Raw genomic sequence first — 22,532 nt, 5'->3', positions numbered from 1 at the left:
GCCTATCTGACGAGACGCGCATCGCGCGCGGCAGGTGCCGGCGGTGGACTTCTCCTCAGCCGGACAACAACTCGTCGAGCATACGCGGTAGGGTCGCCGACTTGTCGTGTCCGTCCGCGATCCGACGACGCGCCTCCGCGGTCAGCGAACGGCGCAGGTCGGCGTCGTCGAGGACGCGGCTGATCGCCGCGGCCAGCGCGGCGGGATCCGACGGCGGGACGAGGACTCCGGCGCCGTCCCGTAGGAACTCGGTGGTGCCGCCGTGATCCGTGCCGATGACCGGTGTGCCGTAGGCCATCGCCTCGAGGACCGAGAGCGGTCCGGCCTCGGGCGTCACACTCGCCGAGAGCACGACATCCCACCGCTCCAGGGCGGCGCGGAGATCGGTGTGCCCGAGGAACCGGACGCGTCCGGCGAGATCCGGTCTGGCGGCCCGGGCATGCAGTGCGGCAACGTGATCGGCGTCCCCGGGGAAGGAGCCCCCGGCGAACTCCAGTTCGACGTCCGGCAACCCGGCGACCGCGTCGAGCGCGACGGTGTGCCCCTTCCAGGGCGTGAGCAGAGCCAGCATCCCGACGACCGGTGGGTCGTGGAGTTCGGTGGGCAGGGCGGGGACCGGCCAGGTGACCCCGTTGTGGGCGACGACGACCGGCAGACCGAGGTCCGCGAGGGGGACCGACGTCGCCTCCGACACCGCCACGGCGCGCCGGATCACGGGTGCGCTGACGCGGATGACGGCGCGCTGCCGCCCCGACGTCAGGGTGTCGTGCACGAGCCAGGAGACGCGGCCCGTCGGTTGCGCGACGCGTGCGGCGGGGAGTGCGAACAAGGAGTTGACGATCGTCGAGGTGTCGGACCGACGTGTCACCCGGCGCAGGGTGCGACCAGCGCGTACCCAGTCGAGCAGGAGGCGACCGGCACCCGCGAGGCGCGCCACACCGCGCTCGCCGCTCAGGCCGAGCGGCGGGATGGACACATGGTCGACCGGGACCGGGAGTCGTCCCACCAGGGGGCCGTCGGGACTGACGACCCGCACCGGGTGGCCGCGCTCGAGCGCGACGTCGATCAGATCGAGCATCACCTTCTCCGCCCCGGAGACCTGGCCGGTGTGCGCGACGAAGACGATCGTGCACGGGTGCTCGGAATCGGTCATCGGACCACCTTCGTGTGTCGTCCGGGCGGCGTGGTCACCGCCCGGGTGAGCAGTACCGCGGGTCCGGCGACGATCAGTGCGGTACCGGCCGAGATGACCGGCCAGGGAACCGAATCTGCGAGCCAGACCCCGATGGCGCACGCCGCCACCGTCAACAGGGTCAACGTGGTGAGTGCGCCGAGTGGGAGCAGACCCGTGATGGGCAGCGTCCGACCGATGACGACCCACAGTGCCACCACCGCGAGGGCGAAGGTGATGACGGTGGAGAAGGCGGCCCCGTCATAGGAGTACCGCGGGATCAGGATCAGGTTGAGCACCACGTTGAGTGCCAGGCCGCCGACCGCGATCCACGGGTAGCGATTCGCCCGACCGGTCGCCGCGAGCAGGAAGATGCCTAGCACGATGAAGGCGGTGAGCGCCGCGCCCAGAACGAGCAGCCGCGCGGCGTCGGCCCCGACGACGAACCGGTCGCCGTACAAGAGTCCGATGATCGGGCCGGCGCTCGGCCAGAAGGCGGCCACGGCCACGGCACCGCCCGCGGCGAACACCACCGCCGCACTCCGGCACCGCTGGCGCAGGACCGCCGACTGGTCGGGCCAGGCGGCGACCAGCAGGGTGCTGACGGGTCCGATCGCGGCCAGGATGAAGGTGTCCATGATGTCGGAGAACTTGTACCCGATGCTGTAGATGCCGACCGCGTCGAGCGAATCGAGCAGACTCAGCAGCAGGACGTCGACCTTCTGCAGCGCGATGGTCAGGGCGAGGCCCAGTGCGAGCGGAAGGGCATCGGAGAGCATCGGTTTCCAGCGCGACCATTCGACGACCCGCGACGGCCGCAGTCCCGACGACCGGCGCGCGATCCCGACGACCTTGATGATCAGCGACAGGATCTCGTTCGCGACCGGGGCGAGCACGAACACCAGCAGTGCCGGCGCTACGAGCACGGCGGCGATGGTCAGCGCCAGCTGCAGAACCTGGCCCAGGCTCTCGGCGATCGCGGTGAGCAGGAGGCGGTGCCGGCTCTGGAAGATGACCGTGAGTGCCTGTGCGGGCGTGGCGAACACGACGACGAGTCCGGCGATCGCGGTCGCGCGGATCACGTCGCCGGGATACTGCAGCACGATCACGTAGGCGACGGCGATCAGGTAGCCGAGAAGGCCGAGCACCACCCGCAGGGCGATGAACGCCGAGGACGTCTTCGCGACATCGTCGGGGTCGTCGGAGATGAGCCGGGCCATCACCGCCCGGCCGACCCCGAGGTCGGTGAAGATCGCGGTCAGACCGAGCAGCGCGAACACGAAGGAGTAGGTGCCCCAGTCCTCCGGGGACAGGGTGCGCGCGATGAGGACGCTCCCGGCCCAGCCGAGGGCGGCGATGACCACGCGACTGGTCAGCATCGCGATGGTGGCACGGGTGGCGGCCCGCGCATCCGAGGCGGGGTACGCGCCGGGCTCGGCGGCCGGCGCAGTCGTCGGCCCGCTCGCTACGCTCCCGGCGCCGGTAATTCTCGGCCCGCTCGCTGCGCTCCCGGCGCCGGTGGCGCGGGCCAGCAGCTCGGCTTCGGCCTGCTGATCCACCATCGCATCGGACGGCAGCGGGCCGGTGACGTCAGGGCTCATGGCGCCCCGCACCGGGAATGTCGATGCCGCCGGCCCGGTAGGCCTCGACCGTCCGGCGGGCCGTGGTGTCCCAGCTGAGGGCGGACGCGACCGCGGTGCCGGCGGCGACGAGCTCGGTGCGCGCCGAGTCGTCGCGCACGAGGGGTTCGAGGGCACGGACCCAGTCGTCCTCGTCATGGCCCTGCACCAAAGTCGCGCCGTCACCCACGACCTGGGGCAGCGCGCCCACCGCGCTCGCGACGACGGCACCGCCACAGGCCATCGCCTCGACGGGCGGAAGGCCGTAACCCTCGTAGAACGAGGCGTAGGCGGTCACGGTCGCCGCGGCGTAGAGCGCCGGCAGATCCCCGACATCGACGTAACCGAGCCCGACCGCCGACGACGGGGCATCCGGGCCCGTCGAACCCGCGCCGCCGAGCACGCACGGAATGTCGAGGCGCCGGGCGACCGCCGCGACGAGTTCGACGTTCTTGCGGGGTTCGACGGTGCCGATCTGCATCACGAAGCGTTCCGGCAGATCGTATTTCGCCCGAACCCGTTCGACATCGGCCGGCGCGGGTGGGCGGGCCCAGTCGGCGGGCGCGAGTTCGGTGACGTGGGCATCCCGTCCGCAGGTCTCGCGGATTCGTTCGGCGGTGAAGTCGGAGACGGCGATCAGCACGTCGGCCCGACGGAGGGTCGAGCGGACGAGTACGGATTCGCCCGCGGCGCGAAACCGGCTCGACGCGGACGGCATGTCGAGCACCGACAGGTCGTGCACGGTCGCGACCGTGGTGGCGGGGCCGGCGACCGGTAGGTCGACGTCGAGACCGTGGAACACGCCGCCCGAGCGGGTGGGGAGTACGCCGAACACCGCCCGTCGGACACCGTCGGCGACGGGACGCTCCACCGGGGTGATCGCCGGGGGCAGTTCGCCGACCGCGTCGGTCTGCACGACTGCGGACAGGGCGGCGCCGTCGACGTGGCCGGGCAGTGCCCTCAGGAGTTCGCGGATGTAGGTCTGGACGCCGCTGCCTCCGGGACGAAGTGCAAGCGCACCGTACGTGATTCGTGTTGTGCCGTCGCGCATCCAGCAGCTCCCAACAGTAACCAGAAGTAGAAGTCGAGCGGGAAGATCTCGAAGTAGGTGGCGACCAGGCAGGCCACCATCGCCGCGACCATCGACGCACTGACACCCAGGACGAGGGCTCCATCCGGGTCGGGCATCCGGCGCGAGTACTGCACGCACCAGATGATCGCGGTCACGATCAGGGCCAGGAACAACCACAACCCGATCGGCCCGAGTTCGATGAGCAGCTTCACGTAGTAGTTGTCCGGCTGGTAGTTCTTCGACAACTGCTGCACGGTACCGCCGGCGCCGGCGGTGATCGTCCGCGTCGTGTCGCCCTGGGCCGCCGACATCGCGTCGGCCGCCGATCCGCTCGACGCCAGGCCGGTCCCGAGCGGGTGCACCCAGATGCTCGCGAAGATCTCACCCCACCCGGAGCCGCGCTGACTCAGGCTGCTCGACGAGAAGAACACCTTGGTGATGTTCGACGGCAGGAACGGCAGCGAGATGACGGCGACGACCCCGACTGCGAGCAGCGGGGTGATGAGGCGGCGGAAGCGAAGGGCCGCAAGCCAGATCACACCGACGATGAGGCCGAGGATCGCCGCCCGCACCACCGACGTGGCCATCGTGATCGCCATGACCGGCCAGCAGACGAGGAACAACCGGTTGCGCCGGCGGGCGGTGTCCGACAGCGCCACTGCTCCGCCGACGAGCAGGGCCAGCATGACGAAGAGTCCGAAACCGAAGGGCTGATTGAACGTGCTGAACGTCCGGAACAGCGGACCGCTCGTCCGCACCTGCTCGCCGAAGGTGTAGCCGAGTTCGACCAGCCGCGCCGGCCCCAGGAGCTGCTGGCCGATGCCCACGAGGGTGGTGAGCACCCCGAGCGCCATGATGATCGAGACCAGTCGGTCGCGGTCGAGCGTGTCGAACGGCGTCAGCCAGAGCGCGAGGACCACGAAGAGGTAGAAGAAGGTGACCTTGACGCCGTACAGCCCGATGGGGCCGTAGACGTAGAGCGCCGACACGACCCCGAACGCGACCAGCACGGCCGCGGCCGGCCACCACGGCAGCTGCAACGGCGGGTCCGTCCGGTCGGCGGGCCGGACCCGGCGATTGGCCGCGCAGATCAGCGTCAGCGCGAGGACGCCCTCCTTCCACGCCGAGGCGACGCCGGGCAACGGGGCGATGTCGAGGAGACCGTCGAGGGGGGTGAGCGCGGCCAAGACCAGGAGACCGCGTTGCGGACGCCGGTAGATGACGGCGACGAAGGCGACCGCGAGGACGAGGGCGACGAGTGCAGCGACCACGACCGGGAGGTGCGCCACGCCGACCTGCCTTCCACGTGCCCCCGTGGTCTGTTCGAGCCCCCAGACCAACCATGGTGGCATCTCCGGGCTCCGTTTGTCCGGGGCAACACGGACACATGTCGCCCCGGACACGCCGGGAGGCCGCCGGCCGCAGGTCAGTGACCCGAGATGCGACGTGCCCGTCGCGGGCGGGTTCGGTCGGGCCCGGATTCGGTTGTGAGAAGGCGTGGTTGCGGGCGCGGGGGATCCAGGAGTTGCGGCATCCCCTTCACCGGCTGGTGCATCGGGAGCAGGGTGTAGCCGTCTTCCCACGGGAGGTGGCCGTGGTCGTCGGGCCAGACCACCTGCAGTTTCGGGTGGTCGGGGAACAACAGGTTGGCCAGGAGCAGCTCGTCGTGGTCGAGTTGCTCGATGAGTCGGACGGTCACGGCGACCGTCTGCAACGGGATGTCGGACTGCGCGGCGACGAGATCACGCCAGTCCTCCTGGTGGAGCAGGGCGCCCAGTTCGTTCAGCACGTGCGTCGCGGTCAGGGGATCGACGCCGTAGATCGAGAGCTCCGGGATCGAGTGCAGCGAGAGTCCGGAGGTGTAGGAGAACCCGCACTCGGTTCGAGCACCTGCAGGCGGTGCGTCGAACTCGGCGTCCGCCTCGCCGACCGAGGTCACCTGCCAGCCGCAGCGCCGGATGGTCTCGATGGTGGAACGGATGAGCGGATTGGGATGCCACCGGGGCAGACCTCGGATCGCGGCAGCGTGGTCTGACATGGATCGCTCCTTTGTTCGACGGGTGCGAACATCAGAACACGAGGCCCCGACAATTCTCCCGACGCCGCAGCCGGGGAGGCGGGCGTCAGGTGTTCGCCGTGCGTCGGATGCCGAACACGGTGAACAGGGCCGCGCACGTGGCGAAGACGACCAGCAGTGCGAGCCCGATCGTGTAGCTGTGGGTGGTCGCGTCGTAGGTGGCCCCCATGACCATGGGCGGGAAGAAGCCGCCGAGCCCGCCGAGGGCACCCACGATCCCGGTGACCGAACCGACCCGCTCGGCGGGCGCGGCCTGCGCGACCCAGCTGAAGACCGACCCCGAACCGAGTCCCATGCAGACCGCCATCAGGACGAAGTCGAGACCGGCGGGTATCTCGAGGGGCGGCTTGGTGATCATCCACACGGCGAGCACGGCGGCACCGCCACAGGAGATCACGGTGATGATGCGCGGTCCGAAGCGATCGGACAGGACACCGCCGACGGGCCGGGCGATGACGGCCGCGATCGCGAAACCGGCGGTGCGCGTGCCGGCCGCCTGGAGGTCGAAGTCGTAGACGTCCTTGAGGTAGGTCGGCAGGTAGGTGCTGAAGGCGACGAAGCCGCCGAACGCCGCAGCGTAGAGAAAACCGAGCTGCCAGGTGATCGGCAGTTTGGCCGCACCGATCAGTTTGGGGACCACCGAGTCGTGGGACGCGGCCCACCTGGGTGAGTCGCGCATGAACAACCAACAGACCACGGCGACCACCGCGAGCGCGACGGCGATGATGATGTGCGTCGCGATGTATCCGAACCACGACACGAACCGGGGGGTGAAGAAGGCCGACAACGCCGTCCCGCCCATCCCGGCTCCGAAGACGCCGGTCGCGAACCCGCGCCGGGACTTGTCGTACCAGGCGTTCACGAAGGGGATGCCCACGGCGAACGTCGTCCCGCCGACGCCGAGGAAGAAGCCGGCGACGAGCAGCAACGCGTAGCTGTCGAAATGTCCGGCGGCGGCGACCAGCAGGACGAACGGAATGGTGGCGACCAGCAGAACGGTGAACATGAGGCGGCCGCCGAAGCGGTCGGTCAGTGCGCCGGTCAGGATTCGCCCGAGCGAGCCGACCAGGATCGGGATGGCGACGAGGATCGACTTCTGGGTGGCGCTCAGGTCGAGTTGGTCGGTGTAGACGACCCCGAGCGGACCGATGAGGTTCCAGGCCCAGAAGCTGATCGTGAACGCGAGTGTCGCGAGAGCGAGGTTCGTGGTCTGCGCACGCGAGCTGATGGCGGGCGTCGTGGTGTCGGTGCTCATCGATCACGATCCTTCACTCCGACGGGCGCCCACCCCGGCCGATGGGGCTGGTTACCCGGCGCGACACGTCGGTCGCGGCTTCGGTACACGATGTAGGGACGGAAGAGGTAGTGCACCGGCGCGGTGAAGATGTGCACCAGCCGGGTGAAGGGGACCATCGCGAAGAGGAGCATCCCGATCAGGATGTGCACGTGGAAACGCAAGGGCGCCGCCGCCATCGCCGTGACGTCCGGTTGCAGCACGAACAGTGAACGGAACCAGGGCGAGACGGTCTCGCGGTAGTTCACGCCGGGCGCGTGCGGGTCGAGCGTGCCGATCAGCGTGATGTAGGTGCCTGCCACCAGCGCCGTGACCAGCACCAGGTACATCGCCTTGTCGTTACGCGTGGTGGCCATGAACACCGGGCCGACGGTCCGTCTGCGGTACACCAGCATCGCGACCCCGACGAGGGTGGCGACGGCCGCCAGGATCCCGAAACCCCCGGCACCCCAGTGGTACAGCGTCTCCGAGACGCCGATGGCCTCCGTCCACGACTCCGGGATCAACAATCCGATCGCGTGGCCGATGATCACCACGAGCACGCCGTAGTGGAAGAGCGGCGACGCTATCCGCAGGAGGCGGGACTCGTAGAGCTCCGATGACCGCGTCGTCCACCCGAACTTGTCGTAGCGATAGCGCCAGATGGTTCCACCGATGAGCAGTCCTAGCGTCGCGTAGGGCACCACGCCCCACAGGAAGATGTCCACGGGTCACCTCACGCTCGGGTCGGGTTGATCGGCAGCAGGCGGGGGTCGAAGGGTTCCAGGCCCACGGTCTCCGTCGGTGCGGGTGCGCACATCGCGAGCGCCGTGGCCCGGTCGGGTGGGGAGGGACTGGGCAGGGTGGCGCACACCGCCGCCACCGCCCCGGCGTACGGCGACTCCGCGCCGAGCAGGGCGAACCGGATCAATTCCAGTGCTGCACGGTGCTTCTCGAGCAGCTCGACGCCGCGGCCCGGATCGGCCCGCGCGCTGAACTCGAGCACGATCGGCAGATGGTCGGGCAGTTCACCGCGCAGGTCCACGAGAAATCCACTGTCGCGGTAGGCCTGCTTGAACTCGCCCAGCGACGCGCCCCGACGCCGGGTGTGGCCATCGGACCAGTACGACAGGTAGAGCGTGTGCCGTTTCGAGAGATCGAAGAGCTCGATGTACTCGCGGCGCAGCGCTGCCGGATCGCCACCGCCGAGGTGATCGACGGTCTGTCGCAGCAATTCTGTCGCGCGGGAGTCGTCCTGTTCGGCGAGGGCGGCCCGTATCAGATCGACGCGGCCGAGGACCTCGTCGTCGGGATAGCTCAGACACCAGGACGCGATCAACCGTATGACGGTGCCCTCGTCGGTCGCCCGCGAGCGACGTGCGAACAACCGTGGTCCCCTCATCGTGCTTCCTCGTCGGGAGTCGACGGCCCGGGTACGCGTTCGGGGAACAGGCCCGGCGGGGCCCCGTTGCCGTCCCAGTTGAGCAGGTTGGTCCGGCCCGCCATCGTGTGCTCGCCGGCCGCCGTGTCAGTGGTCTGACGCTGACGCAGCGCATGGAACGTCTCCACCGACACCGGCGCGGGACGACCGCTGGCCTCGCCGAACGGCGACGAGTCGAACATGCCGGGCCCGTCGTCGTAGTCGAGCGAACACCCCATCTCGTCCAGTTTCTCGGCCTGTTCGAGATGAGCCGTGGGGATCACGTATCGCTCTTCATATTTCGCGATCGCCATCAGGCGGTACATCTCGTACACCTCTTCCTCGGTCATCCCCACCGCGGCCGGTATTCCGGCGTCGGGTTCACGGCCCAGGGTCACGTCGCGCATGTACGAGCGCATGGCGGCCAAGCGGCGCAACACCGTGTCGATGACGACCGTGTCACCGGCGGTGAACAATTCGGCCAGGTACTCCACCGGAATCCGAAGGGCCTCGATCGCGCCGAACAGCGTTCCCGCGCCCTCGGCGTCGTGACCCTGCTCGGCGAGCAGGTCGACGATCGGCGACAGCGGTGGGACGTACCAGACCATCGGCATCGTGCGGTATTCCGGGTGCAGCGGGAGCGCGACACGGTACTTCTTCGCCAGCGCGTAGACCGGCGATCGGCGCGCGGCCTCGAGCCAGTCGTCCGGGATGCCGTCGCGTCGAGCGGCGGCGATCACCGCCGGATCCTCGGGGTCGAGCATCAGATCGAGTTGCGCCTCATACAGATCGCGATCATCGGGGACCGAGGCGGCCGCAGTCACGGCGTCGGCGTCGTAGAGGAAGATGCCCAGGTAGCGAAGCCGGCCGACGCACGTCTCGGAACACACCGTCGGCTGCCCGACCTCGATGCGCGGGTAACACAGCGTGCATTTCTCGGCCTTGCCGGATTTGTGGTTGAAGTAGATCTTCTTGTACGGGCAGCCCGTGATGCACTGCCGCCAGCCGCGGCAGCGGTCCTGGTCGACGAGCACGATGCCGTCCTCGCTGCGTTTGTAGATCGCACCGGAGGGGCACGACGCCATGCATGACGGATTGAGGCAGTGTTCGCAGATCCGCGGCAGATAGAACATGAAGGTCTGCTCGAAGCCGAACTTCACCGCGTCCTCGGACTCGCGCCGGAGCTTTTCGACGATGGGGTCGCGCTCGGCGAGTTCCGGTGCACCGCCGAGGTTGTCGTCCCAGTTCGCCGACCAGGTGACCTTGGTGTCCTTGCCGGTGAGCAGGGACTTGGGACGGGCGACCGGGAAATCGTCGCCGAGCGGGGCGTCGATGAGGGTCTGGTAGTCGTAGGTCCAGGGTTCGTAATAGTCCTCGATGGTCGGCTGGACCGGACTCGCGAACAGGGTCAACAGCTTCCGCACGCGGCCGCCGGCGCGCAGGCGCAGCCTGCCGTTGCGGTTGAGGACCCAGCCGCCCTGCCAGGTCTCCTGGTCGTCGTACCGTCGCGGATACCCCTGTCCGGGACGGGTTTCGACGTTGTTGAACCACACGTACTCGGTGCCGGACCGATTGGTCCACGCCTGCTTGCAGGTCACCGAGCAGGTGTGGCACCCGATGCACTTGTCGAGGTTCATCACCATCCCGACCTGGGCCATGACCCGCATCAGTACGTCACCTCCTGGCTGCGTTTGCGGATGGTCGAGACCATGTCGCGTTGATTGCCGGTCGGTCCGAGATAGTTGAAGGCGTAGGACAACTGGGCGTAACCGCCGATGAGGTGGGTCGGTTTCACCAGCAGCCGCGTCGGCGAGTTGTGGATGCCGCCCCGGCGGCCCGTCGCCTCCGACTTCGGGACGTCGATCGTGCGTTCCTGGGCGTGGTGGACGTAGCAGACCCCGGCCGGCATGCGATGGCTGACGATTGCACGGCACACGAAAACGCCGTTGACGTTGGTGCATTCGATCCAGTCGTTGTCGGCGACGTCGATCGAGGCGGCGTCCTGGGGACTCAGCCAGGCGATCGGCCCGCCGCGGGAAAGCGACAACATGAATAGGTTGTCCTGATACTCGGAATGGATCGACCACTTGGAATGCGGCGTCAGGTACCGCACCGTGATCTCCCGCGACCCGTCGGCGCCGAGCTTGGGTTCGCCGAACAGGCGGTGCATGTCCAGCGGCGGCCGGTAGATCGGGAGCGACTCGCCCATGTCGATCATCCAGTCGTGGTCCAGATAGAAGTGCATCCGTCCGGTGAGCGTGTGAAACGGCTTGAGCCGCTCGATGTTCACCGTGAACGGGGCGTACCGGCGGCCGCCGGTCTCCGACCCGGACCACTCCGGCGACGTGATCACCGGCACGGGTGCCTTCTGGGTGTCGGCGAAGCGGATGCGCTTCTCCTCCGAACCGCGCGCGAGGTCGTCGAGGCGGAAGCCGACGCGTTGCTGCAGCTGTTCGAAGCCAGCCACCGCGAGTTCGCCGTTCGTGGTCCCCGACAACGTCAGGATCGCCTCGGCGAGTTTCTCGTCGGTGTCGATGGCCGGTCGGCCGTCGCCGGCGCCGCCGAGCATCACGCCGTTGGTTTCGCCGAGTGTGCGTGTTTGTTTCTCGAGCGGGTAGGTCACGTTCTTGACGGTGAAGCCGAGGGTGTCCGCGAGCGGTCCGATGGACGCCAGCTTGTCCGCGATCGCGGTGTAATCCCGTTCCACCACCGTGAAGTTCGGCATGTTCCGGCCTGGCTGTCCGACAACGCCGTCGTGTCGCCAGTCCAGAACCCGGCCGTGCGGTTGTGCAACCTCACCCGGGGTGTCGTGCTGCAGGGGGACGCTGACGAGATCGCGCCGTGTACCGAGGTGGGTGCGTGCCAGGTCCGACAGCTTGCGTGCGAGCCGGTGGAACAGGTCGAAGTCGGACTTCGCCTCCCACGGCGGGTCGATCGCCGGCGTGAACGCGTGGACGAACGGGTGCATGTCCGTCGAGGACAGGTCGTGCTTCTCGTACCAGGTCGCAGCAGGCAGAACGATGTCCGACAGCAGCGTGGTCGAGGTCATCCGGAAATCCGCCGACAGCAGCAGATCGAGCTTCCCCTCCGGAATGTCGTCGTGCCAACGGATCTCGGCAGGCCTCGGGGTCTCGGGTTTCTCGGCGCCGAGCACGTTGTGGTGGGTGCCGAGCAGGGTCCGGAGGAAGTACTCGTTGCCCTTCGCCGACGAACCGAGCAGGTTGGATCGCCACAGCACGAGGGTCCGGGGCCAGTTCTCCGGTGCGTCGACGTCGGTGATCGCGGGTGTCAGTTCGCCGTTCTGCAGACGCTCGGCGACGTAGGACGCCGGATCGGCGGCGTCACCGCGGTCGACCGCAGCGGTAGCCTCGTCGGCGACGTCGAGAGGGTTGGTGGAGAACTGGGGATAGAAGGGCATCCAGCCGAGCCGCGCCGACTGGGCGATGGCGTCGGCGGTGTGCTCGTGGTCCATCGTGCCGCGCGACAGCGGAGAGGCGAGTGAGGATGTCGAGTATCCGTCGTTGCGCCATTGCCCGGTGTGCATGTACCAGTACGAGGTCCCGGTCATCGTCCGCGGCGGGCGCGTCCAGTCCAGCGCGTTCGCCAGCGAGATCCAGCCCGTGATCGGACGACACTTCTCCTGCCCGACGTAGTGCGCCCAACCGCCGCCGTTGCGGCCCATGCATCCGGTGAGGATGAGCAGGGACAGGATCGCCCGATAGGTCGCGTCACCGTGAAACCACTGGCAGATCCCGGCGCCCATGATGATCATCGAGCGGCCGCCGGATTCTTCGGCGTTGGCGGCGAATTCGCGCGCGACGCGAATCGCCGCCGCGGCCGGCACGCCGGTGATCTCGGCCTGCCACGCCGGTGTGTACGGCGCCGATGCGTCGTCGTAGCCGGTGGGCCACTCGCCGGGGAGCCCGTCCCGGGTGACGCCGTACTGCGCGAGCATCAGATCGAAGACGGTCGTGACGAGCCGTCCCCCGATCCGCCGCGCGGGGACACCTCGGCGGACCACGGCGCCGCTGCCGTCGGGGGCATCGAAGACCGGGAACGCGACTTCGACGAATTCGGCCGCATCGCTCATGAGTGACAGCGCGGGTTGCGCGTCGTCGAGATCGAGATTCCATCGCCCCGCACCGGAGTCGGCGTACCGGAACCCCATTGAGCCGTTGGGCACCACCGGCTCATCGCGTGCCTCGTCCCAGCACACCGTCTTCCAGACGTCCTCGGAGGCAACTTGTTCCGCGCCGGGCAACTCGTCGGCGGTCACGAACTTCCCGGGAACGAATTTCCCGGGTACGTCGGTGCCGGTCGAGTCGCCGTCCGGTCCGCCCGGTTCCTCGTCCAAGTGGATCAGGAACGGGAGGTCGGTGTAGCGGCGCGCGTAGTCGTCGAAGAAACGGGTCGAGCGCCGGACGAAGAACTCGGTGAGGATGACGTGTCCCATCGCCATCGCGAGCGCCCCGTCGGTGCCGGCCTGCGCGGGCAGCCATTCGTCGGCGAACTTGGTGTTGTCGGCGTAGTCGGGGCTGACCGAGACCACCTTGGTGCCGCGGTAGCGCACCTCGGCCATCCAGTGCGCGTCCGGGGTCCGCGTCACCGGGACGTTGGAACCCCACATCATCAGGTACGTCGCGTCCCACCAGTCCCCGGACTCCGGGACGTCGGTCTGGTCGCCGAACACCTGGGGACTGGCCACCGGCAGATCGGCGTACCAGTCGTAGAACGAGGTCATCACCCCGCCGATCAGCTGGATGAACCGGGTGCCGACGCAGTGGCTGACCATCGACATGGCCGGGATCGGGGAGAAACCCGCGCACCGGTCCGGGCCGTGGGTCTTGATCGTGTGGACGTGCGCTGCCGCGGCCATCTCGACGGCCTCGTCCCAGGAGACGCGAACGAGCCCGCCCTTGCCCCGTGCGCGCTGGTAGGAGCGTCGGCGCAGCGGGTCGCCGACGATGTCGGCCCACGCCAGCACGGGATCGCCCAGCCGGCGCTTCGCCTCGCGGAACATCTCCACCAGCACGCCCCGGGCGTACGGGTGTCGGACCCGGGTGGGGGAGTAGGTGTACCAGGAGAAGGCCGCGCCCCGCGGGCATCCGCGGGGTTCGTACTCGGGCCGGTCCGGGCCCACCGAGGGGTAGTCGGTCTCCTGGGTCTCCCAGGTGATGATCCCGTCTTTGACGTAGACCTTCCACGAGCAGGAGCCCGTGCAGTTCACGCCGTGTGTCGAGCGCACGATCTTGTCGTGGCTCCATCGATCCCGGTAGAAGACGTCGCCCGCCCGACCGCCGTCCCGGAAGACGACACGACGATCGTCGGTCTCGTCCCATCGGGTGAAGAACCTGCCGATGTCCAACAGTGCGGTGGCTGCAGAACCCTGTACATCTTCTGACCGGGCCATGAGCGACACCATACGGAGGGTCGGCAATTGTTTCTTCCCGAATCGCAAAGTCGATCAGATATGCCGAAAACGTTTGTGGGAAATACACCCGTCGGTCATTCGGGAAACAATTTGGTCGCTTCGGTCAACGCGTGGCAACCGTCAACAGGATCGCCGAGTCCTCTTGTGCGGTCAGGCCGTGACGCGTCGACGGAATGGTCACCAGGTCGCCGGTGGCGCCCTCCCACCGTCCGGCCGGGTCGCCGTCCGCCGAGGTCAGGACGACATGCCCGCGCAGGACCTGCAGCGTGGCCTCGGTGGGACTGTCGTGATCCGACAGTGCCGCGCCCGCGACCAGTGCGATCACCGTTTGTCGAAGGTGGCGAGAAGAGTTGCCGTGCAACGTATGAGAGGCCCGCTGGCTCGATGCTTCGCGGGCCGAGGACAGGAGCTCGTCGACGAGCTCGGGCAGATGAGTCGAATCCACGTGTTCCACCATGACATCGCGGCGCGGCGACGAGGTGATGTTCGGCGGATCGAGGCCAGTTCGTTGTTCCGCTGTCGACCGACGCGGTGATCCTGCCGCCTGGAATAGGCCACACAATCGTTGCGAAAACACCCGGTGATGACGGGCTCGCACCCATGAGAGTCGGGCGATGAGACGATTTCGGAAAATGGTTCCGCGAAATGGTTTGAGAATCGAACTGTCGATTCCGGACAGAACCGATCGGCGCCCGTCGGATGGCTTCGGGTCCGCGCGCCGAACTGGGGTCAGCCGAGCCGCATCCGGAGCAGACGATCGTCGCCGTCGGCCGGCCGGCCGCGTCCGTCGGTGTTGCTCGTGCCGAACCACAGTGAGCCGTCGGGCGCGGCGGCCACGACGCGCAGCCGGCCGAACTCGTCGGCGTACCTGCTCACCGGCTCGCCGGCGGCCGACTCCGTGAGCGGTATCTCCCACAGCCGCCGGCCGCGGAGCGCGGCCATGTAGGCGCGGTCGCCGATGATCGCCAGCCCGGCCGGGGACGCCTCCTGCGTGGTCCAGGTGGCGGCCGGCGCGACGAACCGCGGATCATCGGAATCGCCTTCGACCTCCGGCCACCCATAGTTGCCACCCGGTCGGATCAGATTGAGCTCGTCACGACGGTTCTGTCCGAACTCACTGGCCCACAGCCGGCCTGCGCCGTCGAAGGCCAGGCCCTCGACGTTGCGGTGCCCGTACGAGTGGACCTCGTTGCCGAACGGGTTGCCCGGCCACGGGCGGCCATCCCGGTCCACCCGCAGGATCTTGCCGTTCAACGCGGTGACGTCCTGGGCGACCTCGGGTACGGCGGCATCGCCGACCGCGACGAACAGGCTTCCGTCCGAACCGAAGGCGAGGGCGCCGCCGTGATGGTTGTAGGCCGCGTCGAGTCCGGTGATCAGCGGTCGGGGACGGGTGAGCCGGCCGCCGTCGAAGTCCAGGCGCACCAGCCGGTTGTCGGTGGCGGTCGTGTAGTAGACGAACACCGCGCTCTCGTCGCCCGGCGCCACCGCGATGCCCTGCAACCCGCCTTCGCCGCGCGGAGCGGCGTCAGCGAACTCGCCGACGGTCCGGACCTCGCCCCCTGGGGACACCCGCACGACCGTGGCGTCGTCACGCTGGGTGACGAGGGCACCGCCGTCACCGAGGAAGGCCAGCGCCCACGGCACGTTCAGCCCGGATGCGACGGTCTCGACCGACGCGGCGTCCGCGGACGTGCCCGTCGGACCCGAGCCGGATCGATCCCGCGTCGGCGGATCGTCGGTGGCGCACCCGGTCACCAGCGACGTACCGGTGATGCCGAGCAGCCCGGCCCCGAGCAGGCCCGTTTTGAGGAGTTTGCGTCGATCCATACCCTCGATGGTGCCTGATGGTCGCCACTGCCGACCGGTACCGATTTGGGTCTACGCTGCGGATTCCCTACACTAGACCGGTTGCCTGTGCACCTCAGGTGTCCGGGACACAACTGAATAGTCTCCGGTGCCGGCGAAAAGCCAAGGGCATCGGCGGCGAGAACCTTCAGAAACAACTATCCACTTCGTGGAAGGCCCACCGCAGGTCACCGGGATTTTTCCGGCCACCGGCGCTGTATGGGAACCGCTACGAGAAAGGTTGACGGTCACCCATGACCATGACTGACCCGATCGCAGACTTCTTGACGCGTCTGCGTAACGCCAACTCGGCGTACCACGACGAGGTGACACTGCCCTCGTCGAAGATCAAGGTGAACATCGCCGAGATCCTCAAGCGCGAGGGCTACATCACCGACTACCGCACCGAAGACGCGGAGGTCGGGAAGAACCTCGTCGTCTCCCTGAAGTACGGCCCGAGTCGCGAGCGCTCCATCGCCGGTCTGCGCCGCGTCTCCAAGCCCGGCCTCCGGGTCTATGCAAAGTCCACCAACCTGCCCAAGGTTCTGGGCGGCCTCGGCGTGGCCATCATCTCCACGTCGTCGGGCCTGCTCACCGATCGCCAGGCAGCCAACCAGGGCGTGGGCGGCGAAGTCCTCGCCTACGTCTGGTAGGGGAGGTAACAACACATGTCGCGTATCGGAAAGAACCCCATCGAGATCCCCGCGGGCGTGGACGTCACCATCGACGGCCAGAACGTCACCGTGAAGGGCCCCAAGGGTGAGCTCTCGCTCACCGTCTCCGAGCCCATCTCGGTCGCCAAGGAGGACAACTCCATCGTCGTGACCCGCCCCAACGACGAGCGTCGCAGCCGCGCGCTGCACGGCCTGAGCCGTTCGCTCGTGAACAACCTCGTCGTGGGCGTCACGCAGGGCTACACCAAGAAGATGGAGATCTTCGGTGTCGGTTACCGCGTGCAGGCCAAGGGCAGCGACCTCGAGTTCGCGCTCGGTTACAGCCATCCCGTGCCGATCGAGGCCCCGGCGGGCATCACGTTCGCCGTGGAGTCCCCGACGAAGTTCTCGGTCTCGGGTATCGACAAGCAGCAAGTCGGCGAGATCTCGGCGGTCATCCGCCGCCTGCGTCGTCCGGACCCCTACAAGGGCAAGGGCATTCGCTACGAGGGTGAGCAGATCCGTCGCAAGGTCGGAAAGACGGGTAAGTAAGCCATGAGTGATTCAGCTACCAAGACAGTGCGCAAACCGATCGGCAAGGACGTCTCGACGCGTCGTCGCAAGGCGACCGGCAACCGTCACTTCCGCCTCCGCAAGAAGGTCAGCGGAACCCCGGCCCGTCCGCGTCTCGCGGTCAAGCGCAGCTCGCGCCACATCCACGTGCAGTTGATCGACGACCTGGCCGGCAAGACGCTGGCCGCGGCATCGACGATCGAGGCCGATGTGCGTGCGGCCGGCGGCGACAAGTCCGCGCAGGCCCGCAAGGTCGGCGAGCTCATCGCCGCCCGCGCCAAGGCTGCCGGCGTCGACGCCGTCGTGTTCGACCGTGGTGGCAAGGACTACCACGGCCGGATCGCCGCGCTCGCCGACGCCGCCCGCGAGGGAGGCCTGAGCTTCTGATGACCATCTCGAACAGCTACACCCACATGACCGGAGGGAACCTCTGATGCCCGGACGTCAGCGTGACGGCGGAAACGGACCCGCCGGTAACGACAACAACCAGAACAACCAGGGCGGCGGCAACGACCGTCGCGGCGGTGGCCGCGGCGACCGTCGCGATCGTGGCGGCCGCGACCAGGACCGCAACCAGCTCGAGCGCGTGGTGACCATCAACCGCGTCTCGAAGGTGGTCAAGGGTGGACGTCGTTTCTCGTTCACCGCTCTCGTGGTCGTCGGCGACGGCCAGGGCATGGTCGGCGTCGGCTACGGCAAGGCCAAGGAAGTCCCGGCCGCGATCCAGAAGGGTGTCGAGGAAGCTCGCAAGAACTTCTTCCGCGTGCCCCTGATCGCCGGCACCGTGACCCACCCGGTCCAGGGTGAGGCCGCCGCCGGTGTCGTCATGCTCCGCCCGGCCAGCCCCGGTACCGGTGTGATCGCCGGTGGCGCGGTGCGTGCCGTACTCGAGTGCGCGGGCGTCCACGACGTCCTCGCCAAGAGTCTCGGCTCGGACAACGCCATCAACGTCGTGCACGCCACCGTCGCGGCACTCAAGATGCTGCAGCGTCCCGAAGAGGTCGCGGCCCGCCGCGGTCTGCCGATCGAGGATGTCGCTCCGGCCGGTATGCTCCGCGCTCGCGCAGGACAGGGGGTCTGATCATGGCTCAGCTGAAGATCACCCAGGTCAAGGGCACCATCGGTACCAAGAGCAACCAGCGTGACAGCCTGCGGACCCTCGGACTGAAGGGCATCCGCCAGACCGTCACCCGCGAGGACACGCCGATCAACCGCGGCCTCATCAACGCGGTTCGTCACCTCGTGACAGTCGAAGAGGTTCAAGCATGACCATCAAACTCCATCACCTTCGCCCCGCTCCGGGGTCGAAGACCGACAAGACCCGCGTGGGTCGCGGTGAGGGGTCCAAGGGTAAGACCGCCGGGCGCGGCACCAAGGGCACCAAGGCACGCAAGAACGTGCCCGCCGGCTTCGAGGGTGGCCAGATGCCGATCCACATGCGGCTGCCGAAGCTCAAGGGCTTCACCAACCGCAACCGGGTCGAGTACCAGGTCGTCAACGTCGGCGACATCGCCCGCCTGTTCCCGCAGGGCGGCACCATCGGCGTCGACGAGCTCGTCGCGGCCGGGGCCGTTCGCAAGAACAAGCTGGTGAAGGTTCTCGGCGACGGTGACCTGTCGGTCAAGGTCGACATCACCGCCGACAAGTTCACCGCCTCCGCCAAGGAGAAGATCGCCGCTGCCGGTGGCAGCGTCACCGAACTCTGACGGACACACACCGCGGTCGGGCGGCAGCATCGCTGCCGCCCGACCGGGGCGTTTCGGTGTGACTGTTAGAGTCTCAGAGGTTGTCCTGCCGGACACGCCCAAGACTGCCGCATCCCGAAAGACCATCGTCGATTGCCGAGCACACGGGGGTCGGGTCGCACCGACCCGGAACGTAGACCTCGCGTGGTCGTTACTAGGAGGAGTTAGTGCTTTCCCCCCTCTTCGCGGCCATTCGGACGCCGGATCTGAGGAAGAAGATCCTCTTCGTTCTCGGCATCATCATCCTGTATCGGCTGGGAGCGACCGTCCCGTCGCCGGGTGTCGACTACCAGGCCGTGCAGGCGTGTCTCGACGAGGTCTCGTCCGGTGAGTCGAGCTCGGTCTACTCCCTGATCAACCTGTTCTCCGGCGGCGCGCTGCTGCAGCTGTCGGTGTTCGCGATCGGCATCATGCCGTACATCACGGCGGCCATCATCGTGCAGCTGCTGACCGTGGTCATCCCGCGCTTCGAGCAACTCCGCAAGGAGGGCCAGGCCGGCCAGGCCAAGATGACGCAGTACACGCGCTACCTGGCCGTGGCCCTCGCACTCCTGCAGTCGACGGGCATCGTGGCCCTCGCCGACCGTGGCCAGCTCCTTCCGCAGTCCTGTGCGCAGAGCGGTGAAGTCCTCAACGACCAGAGCATCTTCGGTCTGTCGATCATCGTGCTCGTCATGACCGCCGGCGCCTGTGTCGTCATGTGGTTCGGTGAGCTCATCACCGAGCGCGGCATCGGCAACGGAATGTCGCTGCTGATCTTCGCCGGTATCGCCGCGCGTATCCCCGCCGAAGGTCGCACCATCCTCAACAGCCGCGGCGGACTCGTCTTCGCCCTCGTCTGTGTCGCCGCGCTGATCATCGTCGCCGGCGTCGTGTTCATCGAGCAGGGCCAGCGCCGCATCCCGGTGCAGTACGCCAAGCGCATGGTGGGCCGCAAGATGTACGGCGGGTCGTCGACCTACCTGCCGCTGAAAGTCAACCAGGCCGGCGTCATCCCGGTGATCTTCGCCTCGTCGCTGCTGTATCTGCCGCAGCTGATCGTCGAACTCACGCGCAATCCCGATGGGACGCAGTCGACCTGGCAGGAATACGTCACCAGGTACCTGACCGATCCGAGCAACGGCGTCTACATCGCCGTCTACTTCCTGATGATCATCTTCTTCACGTACTTCTACGTGGCGGTGACGTTCAATCCGGAGGAGCGCGCCGACGAGATGAAGAAGTACGGTGGATTCATCCCGGGCATCCGTCCGGGAGCGCCCACGGCCGAGTACCTCGGGTATGTGCTCAGTCGTATCACTCTGCCGGGCTCGATCTACCTCGGTATCATCGCGGTACTCCCGAACCTGTTCCTCGAGATCGGTAACAGCGGCAACGTCCAGAACCTGCCGTTCGGTGGTACGGCCGTACTGATCATGGTCGGCGTGGGTCTGGACACGATGAAGCAGATCAACAGTCAGTTGATGCAACGCAAGTACGAAGGATTCCTGAAGTGAGACTTGTCATTCTCGGCCCGCCCGGAGCAGGTAAAGGCACCCAGGCGGAGCTTTTGAGCGAAGCACTCGGGATCCCCCACATCTCGACCGGCGACCTCTTCCGCGCGAACATCTCCCAGGGCACCGCCGTGGGTGTGGAGGCCAAGAAGTACCTCGACGCCGGCAACCTCGTCCCGTCCGAGATCACGGTGGACATGGTCCGCGCCCGCGTCGGCGAGCCGGATGCGTCGAAGGGTTTCATCCTCGACGGTTTCCCGCGCTCGACCGAGCAGGCCGACGCGCTGAACGACATCCTGGCGAATCTCGACGCCTCGCTCGACGCCGTGCTCTCGTTCGTCGTCGACACCGACGTCGTCGTGGAGCGCATGCTGGCCCGTGGCCGCGCCGACGACACCGAAGAGGTCATCCGCAACCGGATGGACGTCTACACCCGGGAGACCGCGCCGCTGCTCGCGTACTACGGCGACCAGGTCAAGACGATCGACGCGGTCGGTGACATCCAGGGCGTCCACCAGCGCGTCCTGAGCGCGCTCGGCGCCGGCGTCTCCTGACCCGCTGCGTTCTGACCGCACAGTCTTTGACAACCGAGGAATCGCTGTAGGGCATGGGTTTTCGTAAGCGCAAGCGCGTCGTCCCCTTCCGCAGTGCGGGCGAGCTCGATGCCATGGCCGCGGCGGGCGCGGTCGTCGGGGCCGCGCTCGTCGCGGTGCGCGATGCGGCGAAGCCGGGGGTCAGCACCCTCGATCTCGACGAGGTCGCCGAATCCGTGATCCGGGGGGCCGGGGCGGTGCCCTCGTTCAAGGGCTACCACGGCTTTCCCGGATCCATCTGCAGCTCGGTGAACGACGTCGTCGTCCACGGCATCCCGTCCGCGGACGTCGTTCTCGCCGACGGCGATCTGGTGTCGATCGATTGCGGCGCCATCCTCGACGGCTGGCACGGGGACTCGGCCTGGACCTTCGGGGTCGGGGAACTGTCCACCGCCGACGAGGAACTCTCCGAGGCGACGCGGCTGTCGATGGAGGCGGGGATCGCGGCCATGGTCGACGGCGCTCGCCTCACCGACATCTCCCACGCCATCGAACTCGGCACGCGCGCCGCGGAGAAGAAGTTCGGCCGGCCCTTCGGCATCGTCGACGGTTACGGCGGCCACGGCATCGGCCGCGAGATGCACATGGAACCGTTCCTGGCGAACGAGGGTGAACCCGGCAAGGGGCCGACGCTCGTGATCGGCTCCACCCTGGCCATCGAGCCGATGCTGACGCTGGGCACCACGGACACCACCGTCCTCGACGACGACTGGACAGTCGTCACCGACGACGGTTCGCGTTCCGCCCATTGGGAACACACCGTCGCGGTGACCGCCGACGGACCCCGTATCCTCACCCCGCGCCCGGTCTGACTCCACGCCAGTGCGGGATTCGTAACGGGAACCGATACGAATCCCGCACTGTAGGGCTTGAAGTTCTTGGGTGCTGTCCTGTTGTTGCGCGGTCAGTTTCGTACCAGAAGTTCGGCGAGACACGCCTCGACCGGCGTATAGGTCTGGCCCGGGCGCAGTGGCGGGAGGGCCGCTGGCCAGTAGTCGACGATCGGCCATACGGGTTGTTGCTGGGGGCGTGTCTGATCGCCGGACGTGTTGCGTCCGTGGATCTCTCGCCGCACTTGTTCGAGGTGTGCCTGCAACCGCTTGGGTATGTCGGGTCGGCGGTTGATGTGTTCGGGGTTGGGTGGGGCGCCGGGTTCGGCGTTGAGTCGCCAGAGGCAGCGGCCTTCGTCGGGTCCGGACCGGACGATCCGGGTGGTGTACTGGCCGGGTGCGTCGCCGACCATCCGGTTGTGGCGCGGGCAGGCGGGTGCGAGGTCGTCGATGTCGGTGAGACCGCCCTTGGCCCAATCTTTGTGGGCGTGATGAAGCTCGATGTGGGTGGCGTGCTGATCGCAGCCGGGTGCCGAACACACTTCCCCGTCGGGGCGGGCGAAGGAGACGAGTCGTTGTTCGCGGGTGGCCAGACGTTTACCCCGCCCGAAGTGCAGCGGGACGGTGGTGGCGTCTTTGAAGATCGCCAACCACGGCTGGACGTCACCGGCCATCGCGATCAGGTCCCGGATGGGAAGCAGGGTGCCGGTGGCGGTGGTGGCGAGTCCGGCTTC

Annotated in this window: 21 protein-coding genes and 1 pseudogene; 9 read left to right on the top strand and 13 right to left on the bottom strand. The window is 67.8% G+C overall.

What is annotated here, in order from left to right:
* Window positions 1-55: 55 nt before the first annotated feature.
* The 12 genes from B1818_RS14130 to B1818_RS14075 form a co-directional block, all read right to left on the bottom strand.
* On the bottom strand, window positions 56-1,153 hold the full coding sequence (locus B1818_RS14130) for a glycosyltransferase family 4 protein (RefSeq protein ID WP_078113087.1): 1,098 nt from the start codon (window positions 1,151-1,153) through the stop codon (window positions 56-58).
* Window positions 1,150-2,772 (bottom strand): flippase, encoded by a 1,623-nt coding sequence (locus B1818_RS14125; RefSeq protein ID WP_078113140.1) that lies wholly within the window; start codon window positions 2,770-2,772, stop codon window positions 1,150-1,152. Before B1818_RS14125 ends, B1818_RS14130 begins: the two co-directional genes overlap by 4 nt.
* The gene (locus B1818_RS14120) at window positions 2,762-3,718 is read right to left on the bottom strand and encodes a glycosyltransferase family 1 protein (RefSeq protein ID WP_078113139.1); all 957 of its coding nucleotides are present in this window, start codon (window positions 3,716-3,718) and stop codon (window positions 2,762-2,764) included. Before B1818_RS14120 ends, B1818_RS14125 begins: the two co-directional genes overlap by 11 nt.
* A gap of 32 nt (window positions 3,719-3,750) precedes the next feature.
* Window positions 3,751-5,214, bottom strand: a complete 1,464-nt coding sequence (locus B1818_RS14115) for an O-antigen ligase (RefSeq protein WP_254859680.1) — start codon at window positions 5,212-5,214, stop codon at window positions 3,751-3,753.
* Window positions 5,215-5,288: 74 nt separating this feature from the next.
* Entirely contained in the window at window positions 5,289-5,900 is a 612-nt protein-coding gene (locus tag B1818_RS14110; protein ID WP_058251985.1) for a DUF4262 domain-containing protein, read from the bottom strand.
* An 85-nt stretch (window positions 5,901-5,985) separates the two neighbouring features.
* Complete coding sequence (locus tag B1818_RS14105) at window positions 5,986-7,194, bottom strand: NarK/NasA family nitrate transporter (RefSeq protein WP_078113085.1); 1,209 nt, start codon at window positions 7,192-7,194, stop codon at window positions 5,986-5,988.
* Window positions 7,191-7,940: a respiratory nitrate reductase subunit gamma gene (gene narI, locus B1818_RS14100; protein WP_058251983.1), complete on the bottom strand. Its 750-nt coding sequence runs from the start codon at window positions 7,938-7,940 to the stop codon at window positions 7,191-7,193. Before narI ends, B1818_RS14105 begins: the two co-directional genes overlap by 4 nt.
* An 8-nt stretch (window positions 7,941-7,948) precedes the next feature.
* Window positions 7,949-8,614: a nitrate reductase molybdenum cofactor assembly chaperone gene (gene narJ / locus B1818_RS14095; RefSeq protein ID WP_078113084.1), complete on the bottom strand. Its 666-nt coding sequence runs from the start codon at window positions 8,612-8,614 to the stop codon at window positions 7,949-7,951.
* Window positions 8,611-10,299 carry a nitrate reductase subunit beta gene (gene narH, locus B1818_RS14090; RefSeq protein ID WP_078113083.1) on the bottom strand — a complete coding sequence of 563 codons (1,689 nt, stop codon included), beginning with the start codon at window positions 10,297-10,299 and terminating at the stop codon, window positions 8,611-8,613. Before narH ends, narJ begins: the two co-directional genes overlap by 4 nt.
* On the bottom strand, window positions 10,299-14,042 hold the full coding sequence (locus B1818_RS14085; protein ID WP_078113138.1) for a nitrate reductase subunit alpha: 3,744 nt from the start codon (window positions 14,040-14,042) through the stop codon (window positions 10,299-10,301). Before B1818_RS14085 ends, narH begins: the two co-directional genes overlap by 1 nt.
* Before the next feature lie 124 nt (window positions 14,043-14,166).
* The gene (locus B1818_RS14080; RefSeq protein ID WP_078113137.1) at window positions 14,167-14,508 is read right to left on the bottom strand and encodes a LuxR family transcriptional regulator; all 342 of its coding nucleotides are present in this window, start codon (window positions 14,506-14,508) and stop codon (window positions 14,167-14,169) included.
* A gap of 284 nt (window positions 14,509-14,792) precedes the next feature.
* Entirely contained in the window at window positions 14,793-15,893 is a 1,101-nt protein-coding gene (locus B1818_RS14075; RefSeq protein WP_078113082.1) for a sorbosone dehydrogenase family protein, read from the bottom strand.
* A 272-nt stretch (window positions 15,894-16,165) separates the two neighbouring features.
* Between B1818_RS14075 and rpsH the strand changes: the two genes are divergently transcribed.
* The 9 genes from rpsH (at window position 16,166) to map (ending at window position 21,780) form a co-directional block, all read left to right on the top strand.
* The gene (rpsH, locus tag B1818_RS14070; protein WP_004023571.1) at window positions 16,166-16,564 is read left to right on the top strand and encodes a 30S ribosomal protein S8; all 399 of its coding nucleotides are present in this window, start codon (window positions 16,166-16,168) and stop codon (window positions 16,562-16,564) included.
* Window positions 16,565-16,579: 15 nt separating this feature from the next.
* The gene (gene rplF / locus B1818_RS14065) at window positions 16,580-17,116 is read left to right on the top strand and encodes a 50S ribosomal protein L6 (RefSeq protein WP_058251979.1); all 537 of its coding nucleotides are present in this window, start codon (window positions 16,580-16,582) and stop codon (window positions 17,114-17,116) included.
* Window positions 17,117-17,119: 3 nt separating this feature from the next.
* Window positions 17,120-17,524 carry a 50S ribosomal protein L18 gene (gene rplR, locus B1818_RS14060; RefSeq protein WP_058251978.1) on the top strand — a complete coding sequence of 135 codons (405 nt, stop codon included), beginning with the start codon at window positions 17,120-17,122 and terminating at the stop codon, window positions 17,522-17,524.
* 46 nt (window positions 17,525-17,570) lie between these two features.
* Entirely contained in the window at window positions 17,571-18,218 is a 648-nt protein-coding gene (rpsE, locus tag B1818_RS14055; protein WP_058251977.1) for a 30S ribosomal protein S5, read from the top strand.
* A 2-nt stretch (window positions 18,219-18,220) separates the two neighbouring features.
* A complete protein-coding gene (rpmD, locus tag B1818_RS14050) occupies window positions 18,221-18,406 on the top strand; it encodes a 50S ribosomal protein L30 (RefSeq protein WP_058251976.1) in 186 nt (61 codons plus the stop codon).
* Window positions 18,403-18,843 (top strand): 50S ribosomal protein L15, encoded by a 441-nt coding sequence (rplO, locus tag B1818_RS14045; protein ID WP_058251975.1) that lies wholly within the window; start codon window positions 18,403-18,405, stop codon window positions 18,841-18,843. The genes rpmD and rplO overlap by 4 nt, the downstream gene beginning before the upstream one ends.
* Before the next feature lie 206 nt (window positions 18,844-19,049).
* Window positions 19,050-20,378 (top strand): preprotein translocase subunit SecY, encoded by a 1,329-nt coding sequence (gene secY, locus B1818_RS14040; RefSeq protein WP_058251974.1) that lies wholly within the window; start codon window positions 19,050-19,052, stop codon window positions 20,376-20,378.
* Complete coding sequence (locus B1818_RS14035) at window positions 20,375-20,929, top strand: adenylate kinase (protein ID WP_004023564.1); 555 nt, start codon at window positions 20,375-20,377, stop codon at window positions 20,927-20,929. The genes secY and B1818_RS14035 overlap by 4 nt, the downstream gene beginning before the upstream one ends.
* A 53-nt stretch (window positions 20,930-20,982) precedes the next feature.
* The gene (gene map / locus B1818_RS14030) at window positions 20,983-21,780 is read left to right on the top strand and encodes a type I methionyl aminopeptidase (RefSeq protein ID WP_058251973.1); all 798 of its coding nucleotides are present in this window, start codon (window positions 20,983-20,985) and stop codon (window positions 21,778-21,780) included.
* Between the two features lie 92 nt (window positions 21,781-21,872).
* On the opposite strand, the pseudogene B1818_RS14025 reads toward map, so the two are convergent.
* A pseudogene (locus B1818_RS14025) lies at window positions 21,873-22,532 on the bottom strand (HNH endonuclease); the annotation flags it as partial.

Origin of the sequence: Gordonia sp. IITR100 (assembly GCF_002009645.1) — a bacterium.
Classification (GTDB): Bacteria; Actinomycetota; Actinomycetes; order Mycobacteriales; family Mycobacteriaceae; genus Gordonia; species Gordonia hongkongensis.
This window is presented reverse-complemented; position numbering and strand designations above follow the sequence as displayed.